Raw genomic sequence first — 13,559 nt, forward strand, 5'->3', positions numbered from 1 at the left:
ATGTTGTAGAATTTTCCGCTGAATCTTCACTTTCACCGATAGCTGAAGCGCCCTCAGGTTCTGTGTGATCTGCAACTAGATCCTCTGCAGTTGTCTTCATTGCTGCAGCAGCTGCAGCATTATCTTCCAGATGGTCATCTTCCGGTGCAGAATCACCGCTGTGAATAAACTTGCTCATTTCCTAACCCCCTGTTTACTGTCGGTATACAAACCAGTCGAACAAAGAACCCGCGACCTTCCCACTCACCATCGCCATTAACAGACCGAATAGATAATGTGTCATATTTAAGCGTTTAGCGAGTATCGGCAGCACATTTAATACCTCGGTCAATGCTGCAGCGAGCATCCCGACAAAAATTCCATCAAATAGTCCTACACCAAGTTCAACTAGAGGACCTGAGGTAATTTTCCAATTCCAAAAATCACTAACAGTACCTACTAAAGATCCACCTACCATCGCGCCTTCATACCAATGAACTTTATCGTAAGAAGAGGTTAATTGCGCCAGACGCGGCACCATATCCAGCACAACAAATAGAGCGATCACTCCACCGCCTACAGCAATACCACCCGCAATGCCCAGCAGCAAATTTAGTCCCAGTGCTATGGGTGCCGTCATCTTCAGTCCTCCGTATTCTCTGATTGGTTTTCACTGCGGCGCCTCATCTTGCTGTATTCCTCATTGATGACATATTGGTCGATGTTCTTCTGATACAGATACATTTCCACTTCCAGCGGAGTAGGCTCCTCATTCCACTTCTTTTTAAATAAATGGTTGAAAAAAATGACCATCCCAAACCCGATGCCCAGAGAATAAGCAATCTGAAATATATAGGGATGCTCATCCCGATGACCCGTTAGCATCTCCACAATTCGAATTTGTACCTCCAGCATATTTACATCAGCATGAAAGTTCATAATTGTCAGAGCAGACCCAAAGAAAAGCAGCAGCCACACTAAAACAAACATCGCCACCGAAGGTTTCCGTCTCTCTACCTGACTCTCAATCTGCACAATCGTCCTCCCTTCACCGATCGGTTCAATGTCCGCATTCGGTATAAGTTCATATATCCGGGGGATAACCATCAACAGATCAATTAAAATCAGATTGCCGTCACTTTGTTCCGGCTTCATTAAGAGAATTGTCTCCAACGACTCTTTCAGCTCAGGCTCCGCTATCAAAAAAGCAATATCACCCAACGTGACACCTTTACCCTTGGGAACCATCACCCGATTTTTAAGCTGTATATAGATGGTGGGAGCAGAATGTTGTTTCATCCGCATTCCTCCTAAAGGTTATGGTGAAGCTCAGGTCCAAGATAACGGTAGTATGGGAGTAAAGCCTTATTTTTACTCTTGCTGCTCTGAATCAATTTCTTGAAATACTGAAATATTGCTTGTTTATAGGTATCAGAAAAGGCCAATCCTTCTTCTGGAAATTAAAAAGAAGACAGCTCAAGGTATTAACCTTAAGCTGTCTTCTTGTTTCAATCCTAAATACGTCAGAATTCGAGCGAATCCAATTTTCCTCCCGCAAAATCAAACAGGGTCAGATTGGACCAACCATTCTCATGTCCCACGGACCATTCCTTTTGCGAAGGAACCCAGGCTGGCTCCCAATAATAAAACCCGATACCTTTACCGTTAGGTATATTCTCAATAACACTAATAAAATCTTTCATATACTTAGTCTGTCCCTCTACTGTAGCCGGATAACCTTCATGCAGCTGCTTTTCCTCACTTACTATTAAGGGGAAACCTTCAGGTGCATTCAGCGTCCAAGGATAAGCTGTTTCAACAACAATAATATCCTTATTGTACCGCACCGCCAATTCATTCAGGTTAGATCGCAAGTCATCCAGCGTGCCGTGCCACCAAGAATAAAAAGATAATCCGATCACATCAAAATTTACGCCATGCTCGAAAAACCGATCATAAAAGTTACGGCTGGCTGGATGATCAGCACCACGGTCAATATGGATCATGATGGACAAATCAGAAGCAACAGCTTTTGCGCCTGCTATTCCTGCTTGAACCAGTGTAATGAACTGTTCCCATTGCTCCGTAGTATCCCACTCTCCATCCACCTTGCCTTCATTCCATAACATGCCTGGAGTAATCTCATTACCGATCTGCACCATGTCGGGCATTGTGCCTTGAGATTGCAAAAGCTCAAGAACCTCACGAGTATACTCATACACAGCTGATGTTAAACCCGTAAAATCAAGGTTCTCCCAAGCTTTTGGCTTCGATTGATTAGCAGGATCTGCCCATTTATCCGAATAATGAAAATCCAGCAGAAAGTTAAGTCCTGCTTCTTTAATTCGCTTAGCCATATTCAGCGTACGTTCTAGATTGCAGAAGCCGCCCGGAGGATCATTCCAAATCCGCAGCCGGATGGCATTCACGCCATTGTCTTTCAGAATGTAGAGCAAATCCTCAGCGTTCTCAACGGACTCTTCAGCACCGCTGTAATACGCTCCTCCACCCTGCTCAATTTCATCCAGAAACGAGATATCCATTCCATTGATAAATGTGGTTGTCATCATTGCTACTCCTTTACAGAACCAAGTGTCATCCCTTTAACAAAATATTTTTGCAGGAAAGGATATACGATCAAAATTGGAGCGGCTCCGATAAATATTTGCGCGGCTCTCACCGTCGTCTGCGAGATCAGCTCCATTTCCTTTGGATTGATGCTCATGGAGCTCATATCCCGTTGAATGATAACCGTCTGCAGGAATGTCGCCAGTGGAAATTGCTTGGAATTATTCAAATACAATAGTCCATCGAACCAGGAGTTCCAATGGAATACCATGCTGAACAAGGCAATCGTAGCGATCGACGGCAGAGAAATCGGCAAGTAAATACTGAACAACGTACGGAAATGTCCGGCTCCGTCTATTAGCGAGGCCTCCTCCAGATCTTTTGGAATACCACGGAAGAAGTTCAGCATCAGAATCACCAAGAACGTATTTACCGCACCTGGCAGAACAAGTACCCAGAAGGAATCCATCAAACCAATCTTTTGAATCACAATGTAAAATGGAATCAATCCACCGTTGAACACCATACTGAAAACGAACAACCAAGAGTAAACATTACGGCCCTTGAAGGCTGAGTTTTCTTTGGATAACGGATAGGCTGCCAAAAAAGTAATTAAAAGTGTAAGTCCAGTCCCGAGTATGGTTCTTTGAACAGATACCCAGATGGAGTGTAGAAAGATCGGATTGTTTATTGTCTTTTTATAAGCTTCCAGAGAGAATTGCTTTGGCCATAACCCTACCAAATTGGCATCCGCTGCCGACTTCGCGCTAAAGGATACAGCCAGCACGTGAATCAAAGGTACAATACACATCAGTGCGAGCAGGATTAGAAAGCAAGTATTAAACACGTTGAATATACGATAACCTCTTGTTTTGTAATACATAAGTTGTCTCCCTCTTCCTTTGGTAGATTAGAAAATGCGATATCCTGCCCACTTCTTAGCCAAACTGTACGAGACGAGAATTAGGATCATACTAATGGCCGACTTAAACAGTCCGATTGCCGTACCAAAGCCCATCTCACCATTCAGAATAGCCGTGCGGTACACGAAGGTATCAATAATATCGCCTTTCTGATAGACCAGTGGATTGTAGAGGTTAAAAATCTGGTCAAACCCTGCGTTCAATACATTTCCGAGAGCCAAGGTACCTACCACCACAACCATTGGCAATAGAGATGGCATTGTGATAAAACGTGTCTGCTTCCAGCGGTTAGCGCCGTCTATTTCAGCAGCTTCATATAATGATGGATTGATTCCTGCTAGAGCAGCTAAGAAAACGATCGTATTATAACCAAATTCCTTCCACACATCTGTGAGAATAACTGTGAACCGGAACCAGTTGTTATCGCCTAAGAAAAAGATTGGTTTGAAGCCCATGCTGCCTAAGATCTGATTGACAAAACCATCTGTAGCAAGCAAATCTAGCAAGATCCCGCCGAGAATAACCCAAGATAAAAAGTGAGGCAAGTATACCAGTGTCTGAATAGTACGCTGTATGTATACCTTGCGAATCTCATTTAACAAAATGGCGAATACAAACGGTACAGCCAGATTGAAAATCATTTTTAGAACAGCAATAATCAATGTATTCCAAATGACCTGCATACTGTCATTACGTTCAAATAGATAACGGAAATTGTCCAATCCAACCCATGCCGAGCCTGAAATTTTAAGCCATGGCTTATAATCCTGAAATGCCATCACAATTCCGCCCATTGGAATAAAGCTGAAGATGATCAGGAATATCATCGCCGGCAATAACATCAAGTGAAAAGGCCATGTTTTTTTTAGTGTTCTCATCCTTGGTCCCCCATATCGTGTCAAGTTCTTCTGTAACCATACTCAAATTATAGCAACGCCCGAATTCCTCAAATAGCGGGCAAAACCAATATATATGGTACAAAAGCAATCTCTTTATCACATTGAAAAAAGAGGACTTCAAACGCAAACAGGGACCCTCCCTAAAGCCTAATGCTACGGCTGAAGAGACGGTCCCGTTTACTCCTTTTTACCTAGTCAAACTAAATCCAAACCTTATTTTACGCTGTCATACCATTCGTTAACTTCTTTAGTGATTTGATCGCCACCACCTGATTTCCAGGTTGCTACAAAGGAATCAAATGCATCCAGCGGTTTGTTGCCATAGATAATTTCATTAAACGTTTGGTTCTCAATTTTGTTCAGATAGTCCATCTTCGATTTCATAGTTTCGGTCGTAGGACCTGTGAACATATTCTTAAAGGATTTATCCTCTTGCGCCAGCAGAACTTTGGCAGCCGCAGGGGTATCTTTACCATAATTCACAGCTACGTCCTTCTCCAGACGGGTTGTTGGCTCTGCGCCATCTGCCAGGTTAAGGAGTGCTTTCATTTGGGCATCCGGGATCCGGGCACCGTCACGAACCAGCATATAACGAACACTATTCACATAACCGCCAGCAATTTTATCATTTTCGATCATCTTGCCGTTCGCGTCCAGCTCATAGTCATATCCTGCAAAAAGACCGTTATCCAGTTCACTGCCTGGCGTTGGATTAGCAAAGTTATCGAACAGATAGTTTTGATAAGTAAAGAAGGCTTCTGGATTTTTCATTTTCGTGCTGATCAAAGTTACACCGTTAGTGAATTGTGTGCCATGACGCATAACCTTTCCATCTGGACCCGCTGGAATTTCAATTGGAGCCCATACTGCATCTGGAGAGTTCTTCACGGTATCCTGAAGCGGCCAGCCGCTCATCCAGTAAGGACCCGGGAGAATCCCTGCTGTACCTGCAACTGCTGGTTCGGCAGTTTTGTTCTCATCCCAAAGAGCTGCTTCCTGAGGAATATAACCTTTCGCCAACCATTCCTTCAGTTTTTCAAGCCCTTGCTTCATGCCAGCATTTACTGAGCCGTATTCTAGTTTACCATCAGCATCTAGATTCCATTGCTGTGGCAAGGTTCCGTAAGCACCAAAGATCCAAGATGGATCGCCCATCCAAGTGTTCATTGTTGTTTTGAAGCCGATACTAAGTGGAGTTACCTTGTCTGGTGCCAAGCCATCAGGGTTCTGATTCTTGAACGCATCCATCACTTTTTCCAGCTCATCGATCGTCTTAGGGGCTTGCATATTCAGCTTATCCAGCCAATCTTGGCGGATCCACAGAATGTAATCATGGTTATATGCATAATCGAGAACAGGCAGGCCCATTCTTTTGCCATCACGGCTGTATTGGTTCCAAACGTTAGGATCCTGTGCCATCGCTTCTTTCCAAGTATCTGAAGCATATTTATCAAACAAAGTTCCTACATCTGCATACATGCCGGAATCGATCAAATCCTGTGCAATAGTGTTGTCGGCTGTACCGATGGTTACGACATCAGGCATGTCCTGACCTGAAGACATGGATAAACGCAGCTTCGTACCAAATGCGCCGTTCGTATCTGTGATGGACCAAAGGGACTTAATGTTGATGCCGAATTTTTCTTTAGCCCATTTTGTAGCCACGTTATTCTCAATGCTTTCACCGTTTTTGAATTTAAGCTCAGGGTCCACGCCCCATGCGGTTGTAAATGTCACCTCAGGATCGTATTTATCCTTGTAGGCGTTTTCAGAATTGGAAGCTGTATTTGCAGTCGCTTCACCAGCTGCTTTATCTCCAGCAGTGTCTTTACTATTAGCAGCGTTATTGCCTGAACAGCCCGCAAGGCTACCCGCCAAAAGCATGCTCATGCACAGGAGCGGCAGCCATCTTTTTCTCTTCATCGCGCTCATTTTGTTCCCCCTTGGATTCCATAAGTGTTGGTTACATTTTAATTATAGGGAACGACGCTGAGCCCGAATACGTCATTTAAACAAGGTTTCTGCACCTTTTTCAACCTCTATCCGTCCCGGAATTCATTTGGTGTCATATTGTAGTGTTTTTTGAACATCTTACTGAAATATTGCGGATTCTGATATCCAAGCTCAGAGGTGATTTCATAGATTTTTTTATTCGTATTTTTAAGCAGATATAATGCCCGTTCCATCCGCATCCGAATAATATAGTCCCCAAGTCCTTCCCCAGTCTCAGCTTTATAAATCTTGGACAAGTAGACTGGATGCAAATATACATGATCGGCAATGGTTTTGACGGACAGCTCATGCCCCGAATGGTTTCCTACCAGCTCATGCACCTGCTTGATAATATAACTTTTCGTATTCTGATCGCTTTCGGATAGCTCCTTCTGAAGCTTATCGAGCATATCAAACGCCCAATCTTTAAGCTTATCAAAAGAAACAATAATACTCTGCGTCAACAACGGATCTAAAGCGTATTGGTCGATCTTGGAGATGAACTGACCACTCTTATGCGCTATATACATAAATGCATTCGTTATCGATAGAAAGACCTCGTACAGATGTTCACTGGAAAACCGTGCATTCTCCATATCCCGGAACACGTCAGCAATTTTTTGCCTTGCTGTATCCCATTGTTTGGATTCCAGCAGATGAATGAGTGTAGGTGGACGATAAAGACATTCGAGCGATTTGATGCTGATCGTCTCCTGATGCTGGCGGTCATCCAAAAACAGCACGGAGCTGGATTCATCATGTGCTGCCAAATACATCGAGCTAAGGCCGCTTCGATAGGCAGCCGTCATCCCCTCTGGAAAGGTGAACCACTCCGTTACAATCAGTGAAATCTCACCCTTGAGGTAATTGCTTACACTAATTCGGAAATTCGCGATCACCGCTTTTAGGATTTGCTGCCTTGCAGCTTCATAGTTAGCCATTTGCTCCAATTCCTGCTGTACAGCTGGCTTTAATTCAACAAGCAGAATCAAGCAATCATGCGGCGCTTTGCAGAACCAGACATGGAACTGTTCCTTAAAAAGCTCCTCGGCAATGTTGCCGATCGCATATTCCATGAGAGAGACCGAATGGTGATCCATTGCGGCATAATGTTTACCCAGCTGAATCAGCAGCATCGCCGCTTCAGCATCCGGCTGGAAGGAGATTTCATATTCCTTCAGCTTAATGGCTAGTGTCCGCTCAGACAGCACCCTGCCGAGAAGCAATTCGTGCATCAGATTAGCCCGCAAAACACTGTAATCGGCTTTGCGATTATACAGCAGCAAATGATATCTATCATGAGCTTCCCATTCGTCTTTCAAAGATTCAATCGCACTGGATACGCTTTTGATAAACTCATCATCACTTACCGGCTTCAAAATATAATCAAATGCCTGCAGTTGAATAGCTTTTTTCGCATATTGAAAATCGGAATAACCTGTCAATAAAATGGACCGAATATTTGGCCATTTCTCGCTCACGGCTTCAATTAATTGCAGGCCAGTCATTCCTGGCATTGAAATATCCGTAACCATAATATCTATAGCCTGCTGTTCCATAATTTGCAGAGCTTCAGCACCCGATGCCGCTTGATGCACCTGCTTTACCCCGATTTCAGCCCATGGAATAGTACGAGCTAAACTTTCCGTAACATAGGGCTCATCATCAACTAACAACAGCTCTATCATTCTTTCCCCTCCTAGATGTCATTCCATTTCATTGTCTGTGTAGGGCAGTAACCACTGCAGTGTCACCTGTAATCCTCCAAGCGGAGAAGGCGAGATGCGCAAGCCAGACGTCTCCCCAAAACGCAGCCGCATTCTCTGATGCACATTCCATAAACCGCAGCCCATTTCTTCATCCATCACCCTGCTTAGTTTATTTTCCAGTTCTATAATTCCCTCTGGCGTCATGCCCTGACCATCATCCTCAACCGTAAGCGTCATTTCTCTGCCTGCACAGGAACCCGTAATCCGCACCAGTCCCTCTTTGGCGACGGGCTCAATTCCATGTATAACCGCATTCTCCACCAAAGGCTGCAGTACGAGCGGCGGAAGCTCTCTTTTGCGCATTTGCGGTGGGATATTGATCTCATAACGAAGTCTGCTCATCCTCATCTTCTGGATCTCCAGATAATGATTCACAAATTCCACCTCTTCAGACAGCGCAACCAAATCACGTTCCTGACGAGTGGTGTATCTGTAATATCGGGACAAATTATGCGACATCCCAACGACTGCCCCCATATTATCGAGCTTCGCCATACTTGTAATAAAGGAGAAGCAATTATAGAAAAAATGTGGATTAATCTGTGATTGAAGCTGCTTTAAGCGGGCTTCGCGAACATGGATTTTCTCCATCAGCACATTCTCGATCAGCATCTGAATCTGTTCTACCATACTGTTAAACCGGCCGGACAGGAAGCTGAATTCATTCTTCCCTTTAATCTCCACTCGCGCAGAATAATCCCCTTGCTTCAACCGTTGAAAGCCTCCAACCAATAACCTTATAGGCACCTGCACTTGAACATATAACAGATAGGCTACGAGACAGCTCATTAACAACAAAGCACTGATCGCAAAATAAAATAAACGATTAGAGGTCAGGATTGGATGTAGGATTTCAGTCAGCGGCATATAGTCGATCAAATACCAGCCCATTTTGTCCGAATAGACGATATTTACACTGTAGGATTCACCTTCTATTTTGACCGTGCGATTCTCACTAGGCTTCAGCTGGGTCTCTTCCAGCCTGTCTACCAATTCTTTTGCTAATACCTTGTCGGCACTGCGGTTAAAAATAAGTCCTGTTCCCTGCTTATAATAAAAAGGATCTCTTCTGCCATCACTTTTGAATTTATCCAGCATATCTTCTATGTTCCGGCTGTCGAACTCTACCTTCATAACCGTTTTGACTTTTTCCGGAGCGAATTCTGACATAAAAGGTGTAAAAGAAAACCATGAGAATACGAAGCGGTCACCCTCCTGCCCTTCGATTTTCTCCACATGCCAGCCCGACTTCACTTCCCGCTTCAGATCCTCATCTTCGTATAACTTCGCATCATTTTCAGACACCATACGATGAATGGACGGGGAGTATAAATATAGCTTACTCTTCCAATTGGAGGAGCTTTCTTGAATGCTGATTTTGGTCTGAATCCGTTTGATCAGGTTTATCGTATCCAGATTCAAACGCCCTTTTTCCAGATAAGTATCCTTAAGGCTGAGGATATCAGGATCATGGATCAGCAGAATCGGCCACGAGGACAATAACTCCATATTACTTTCTACCTGATTCTGAAAAAAACTAAGCTGATTATTATTCGAAGTATTTAACTCCGTACGCAGCACATCCGTGGTCGTTTTATTGGAATAGAAGTAAAGGATGGTTATCGGGATCAGCATAATGACCATGATACTCACGATTTTGGTAAATAAATTATATCTATACACGTTCCTTCACTCTCCGGCTCAAATGTCATAGCCCCTATTGTACAAACAATCCCTACTTGCGAAAAGATAAATATCTAAAAAATGTGGTAAAGACAGGCCCTAACTGCCTTTTCGAGCACAGTTATTGCCTGTCTGCCTATTATTGCTGCAAAAGATTGAGTATGATGTAAGCCGCTTCAGCGCGTGTTGTATGGGCTTGCGGGCGGAAATTGCCATCTTCGAATCCATTGATAATCCCAGCCTGCGCAAGCGCTGTTATCCCTTCACTGGCATACAACGAGATCAGGTCTTTATCTTTAAAAGAAATAACGTTCACATCCGTCTGACCGTTCACTTTCTCCGCCAACTTAAGCGCACGGTATGAAATAGCTGCCATTTCTTCACGGGACAATTTATCATTCGGGCCAAAAGCGCCATCCGTATGTCCTTGTACAACACCCAATTTCCCAGCAGTATTCACAGCAGAGCTATACCACGCATCAAGGTTCACATCTTTAAAACTACCTGTCCCTCTTTCTGCATTTAACTCCAGCGCGGACAGCAGCATGCTGACAAATTCAGCGCGTGTAACCTCCCCTTGCGGATTAAAGATCCCGTTTCCTATTCCTTGCACGATCCCTTTAGCCGTCAAGGATTCAATCGCTAACGTGGCCCAATCTGCTGCTTTTAAATCTGTGTACCCCACCTCTGCGTACCCCGCAGCATAAATGCTGAAATGACTTGGGTTAAACACAATCTGTTCCGCGGTTGGGTTGTACCGCACAGCTTTGATAACTTCGTGTTTTCCATCAGCAAGTATCGAATAAACAGCAATCCGCTGGCTCTGCTCCCCGAGCTTCAGCTTGTAGTGGAAGGCTACCGATATTGCTCCTTTTTTGAAAACATCGATAGAAGTCCCGTCTACTGACACATGGATGTTATAGGCCGGGTAGTCTTTTGCTCCAGTTGCCAATGGTGAAGGCAAGGTTGGCGTAGCTACCTGAACCAGTGAGAGCGTTAGTTCCTTAGCTCCCGTCTTTATAATTCCTGCACTAGCTTCCGTAGAAACCGTAACAGAGGCCGTCCCATATACAATTACTATTTGAGGATGTTTGCCCTGCTCTAGTATAGAACTCAACGGAAGATGAACGACTGCTCCCTTAAGCTCTCCCGTCGATGGCAGAACAGAAATAACCAGTTTTTCATCCGCCGGAAGCGTCGACAGCGCCTTATTGATATCCTCTATACTTAGTGTGATCTCAGCTATGCCGGAAATTCCTGCTTGTGCCTTCACCTGAAGTTGTCCTGCCGCTGTATGTTCGACCACTGCTTTATTTGCTGAATTTACAACGCTTGAATCTCTGACGGTGATGATAGGATCAGGATTAACCCCTGTTCCGGGTTCCTCACCAGTGCCGGGATTTCCTCCCGTTCCGGGTTCCTCGCCAGTGCCAGGATTTCCTCCCGTTCCGGGTTCCTCACCAGTGCCGGGATTTCCTCCCGTTCCGGGTTCACCACCAGTGCCAGGATTTCCTCCAGTTCCGGGTTCCTCGCCAGTGCCAGGATTCCCTCCCGTTCCGGGTTCACCACCAGTACCGGGATTCCCTCCCGTTCCGGGTTCCTCTTCGCCCCCCTCACCGGCCACCGGGGTTTTGAAGACATTTAATGAAGAGAGTGCATTCCCTGCAAAATCGAACATTGCCTGATTCTCCCAAGCATTTCCTTCGCCTACCTTCCAGCCTACACCTTGCACTGGAATCCAAGCTGGTTCCCAATAGAACAAGCCTGTTCCTTTACCATCGGGTACTTTGGACAATACATTCATTACTGTTTTGACCTCAGCCATTTGACCTGCAACCGTAGCTGGGAAGCCACTGCCGTCTAGCTGATCTTGGCGAGCGATGTTATTCTCAAAATTGTCGCCGTCCTCCAGCGTGTAAGGATACGCGGTTTCCGTCACAATCACTTCTTTACCATATTGTTTAGAGATATCGTCCAAGTTAAACTGCAGGCTATCCATCGTTCCGCTCCAATACGGATAAAAGGACGCGCCGATCACATCATAATCAAGATTCCGCTTCGTTAATTCGTCAAAGAACCAACGAAACATATCATTTTTGCCACCTTCAGCAAGATGGATCATAATTTTGATATCCTGACCTGCACCCTCGCTGTCTCTAACTCCCTTCACTCCGCTCTCCAGAAGCGGAACAACCTTCTCAAAAGCATTCTCTTGATCATAGGATTTGCCGTCAGGCCATAACAAGCCCCCATTAATCTCATTTCCGATTTGGACCATATCGGGTGAAGCTCCCTTTTCCTTTAGCTCATCCATAACATCTTTGGTATAGTCATATACCGCTTGCTTCAATTCATCATAGGAGTAATCCGCCCATGCTCCTGGCTTGTTTTGCTTTCCGGGATCAGCCCAGAAATCAGAGTAGTGGAAATCAAGCAACAGCTTAAAGCCTTTGGCTTTAACACGCTGCGCCATTTCCACAACATGCTCACGGTCATTATAGCCGCCAGCTTCCTGAGGATCATTCCATAAACGCAGCCGAATGTAATTTACACCCCGGCTTTTAAGAATATCCAGCAAATCCTTTTCTACTCCATTGTCGTAATACTTTCCACCGGCATCCTCAATCGCTTCCAGTGTGGAAATGTCCGCACCTTTTATGAACCCGGATTGCAGCACAAGCGGAGTAACCTGAATATCAGCTGTGGGTTGTAGGTCTGTCCCTGCAACTTTCCCCATTACGCTGTAAGTTCCTTCAACCGCGTACTCCGCTTCAGTAAGGTCATCCCAGGTTACAGGCAGCTGTTTGCTTGACCCATCTTCGTATATAGCCGTTACCGCTGATGGCAATAAAGCAGGCACATCCGTAATTGTGCTGACATTTATACTCTCAAATCCAACAATAGGCGTGCTGCTGTCACCTACTACTGTTACCTTCGCCACTGCCTTCTGCACAGTACCTGAGATAGAACCGCTTACTGTAAAGGTTCCGGGACGGGAATACTCTGCTGGTGGGATCACATCCCAAGCAACCTGAGCATCCTCCGTGTCAGAATTGCTATATACCACAGTTACAACACTTGGAAGCTCAGGGGCTTGCCCAATTTCCGTGTCCAACCGTACTGGCAGAACAGTTTGTATTTCACCCTGTGCCGGCTCATGCGGCGCGCTGGCTGCGGGAACACCCCAGACCTTCAGATCATTAATGGCTGCCCATTTTCCGCCGTTGATGCCGGTCAGGTTGACCCTTACATAAGAAACATTCCGCAGCTTAAAAGCATTGTACTGAGTTTGCTCTACACTGCTGCTCTGACTTTTGTCCACAACTGTTGTCCATACCTTATGATCACGTGATACTTCAATCGTATATTGATTAATGTAACTCCATGCATTCCAGATGACGGTTGCACCTGACAAATCATATGCACCTTGCAAATCTACTTCCAGCCAATGAGGAAAGCTCCCGTCATTCGCCGTCCAATGTGTGTTCCATTCATCGGAATCTATTGCGTTACCCGCTTCATATCCTGCAAGCTCACTATCGGATATAGCAGGCTTTCCTAGGGCAATATTCTCATCTCCTGCCGCTTGAGCAGACTGCCCAAACGTAAAAGGGGAAATAAGAAAGGTCAGAATCATAAATAATACAAATGATTTTTTCAATGTCTGCTTCCTCCTAAATAATTTAATCATGGATTATGTACTCAGCAGCACAGTCATTTTGTGCACTCCCTAATTGTAAACGCTT

9 protein-coding genes are annotated in these 13,559 nt (G+C 44.9%); all 9 read right to left on the reverse strand.

The features are described from left to right. Window positions 1–193 precede the first annotated feature (193 nt). Window positions 194–619: a stage V sporulation protein AB gene (locus NST25_RS21315; protein ID WP_036676132.1), complete on the reverse strand. Its 426-nt coding sequence runs from the start codon at window positions 617–619 to the stop codon at window positions 194–196. 2 nt (window positions 620–621) lie between these two features. Further along, window positions 622–1,278 (reverse strand): stage V sporulation protein AA, encoded by a 657-nt coding sequence (locus NST25_RS21320; protein ID WP_036676129.1) that lies wholly within the window; start codon window positions 1,276–1,278, stop codon window positions 622–624. 224 nt (window positions 1,279–1,502) lie between these two features. Continuing rightward, entirely contained in the window at window positions 1,503–2,549 is a 1,047-nt protein-coding gene (locus NST25_RS21325; protein ID WP_339168905.1) for an arabinogalactan endo-1,4-beta-galactosidase, read from the reverse strand. 2 nt (window positions 2,550–2,551) lie between these two features. Continuing rightward, entirely contained in the window at window positions 2,552–3,430 is an 879-nt protein-coding gene (locus NST25_RS21330) for a carbohydrate ABC transporter permease (protein WP_036676128.1), read from the reverse strand. Between the two features lie 27 nt (window positions 3,431–3,457). Then, window positions 3,458–4,348 carry an ABC transporter permease subunit gene (locus tag NST25_RS21335; protein WP_036676126.1) on the reverse strand — a complete coding sequence of 297 codons (891 nt, stop codon included), beginning with the start codon at window positions 4,346–4,348 and terminating at the stop codon, window positions 3,458–3,460. 234 nt (window positions 4,349–4,582) lie between these two features. Then, on the reverse strand, window positions 4,583–6,301 hold the full coding sequence (locus tag NST25_RS21340) for an extracellular solute-binding protein (RefSeq protein ID WP_076127426.1): 1,719 nt from the start codon (window positions 6,299–6,301) through the stop codon (window positions 4,583–4,585). A 107-nt stretch (window positions 6,302–6,408) separates the two neighbouring features. Continuing rightward, complete coding sequence (locus NST25_RS21345; RefSeq protein ID WP_076127424.1) at window positions 6,409–8,049, reverse strand: response regulator; 1,641 nt, start codon at window positions 8,047–8,049, stop codon at window positions 6,409–6,411. An 18-nt stretch (window positions 8,050–8,067) separates the two neighbouring features. Beyond that, window positions 8,068–9,813, reverse strand: a complete 1,746-nt coding sequence (locus tag NST25_RS21350) for a histidine kinase (RefSeq protein ID WP_339281207.1) — start codon at window positions 9,811–9,813, stop codon at window positions 8,068–8,070. 139 nt (window positions 9,814–9,952) lie between these two features. Then, window positions 9,953–13,474 carry a glycosyl hydrolase 53 family protein gene (locus NST25_RS21355; protein ID WP_340392425.1) on the reverse strand — a complete coding sequence of 1,174 codons (3,522 nt, stop codon included), beginning with the start codon at window positions 13,472–13,474 and terminating at the stop codon, window positions 9,953–9,955. Between the last annotated feature and the right edge of the window lie 85 nt (window positions 13,475–13,559).

The sequence above is a fragment of the Paenibacillus sp. FSL E2-0190 genome (assembly GCF_037992965.1).
GTDB lineage: Bacteria > Bacillota > Bacilli > Paenibacillales > Paenibacillaceae > Paenibacillus_AQ > Paenibacillus_AQ odorifer.

Excerpts from the sequence above, each read along its gene's own strand:
- NST25_RS21335 (WP_036676126.1), bottom strand. The coding sequence starts at position 4,348 with ATGAGAACACTAAAAAAAACATGGCCTTTTCACTTGATGTTATTGCCG.
- NST25_RS21320 (WP_036676129.1), bottom strand. The coding sequence starts at position 1,278 with ATGAAACAACATTCTGCTCCCACCATCTATATACAGCTTAAAAATCGG.
- NST25_RS21315 (WP_036676132.1), bottom strand. The coding sequence starts at position 619 with ATGACGGCACCCATAGCACTGGGACTAAATTTGCTGCTGGGCATTGCG.
- NST25_RS21345 (WP_076127424.1), bottom strand. The coding sequence starts at position 8,049 with ATGATAGAGCTGTTGTTAGTTGATGATGAGCCCTATGTTACGGAAAGT.
- NST25_RS21325 (WP_339168905.1), bottom strand. The coding sequence starts at position 2,549 with ATGATGACAACCACATTTATCAATGGAATGGATATCTCGTTTCTGGAT.
- NST25_RS21330 (WP_036676128.1), bottom strand. The coding sequence starts at position 3,430 with ATGTATTACAAAACAAGAGGTTATCGTATATTCAACGTGTTTAATACT.
- NST25_RS21340 (WP_076127426.1), bottom strand. The coding sequence starts at position 6,301 with ATGAGCGCGATGAAGAGAAAAAGATGGCTGCCGCTCCTGTGCATGAGC.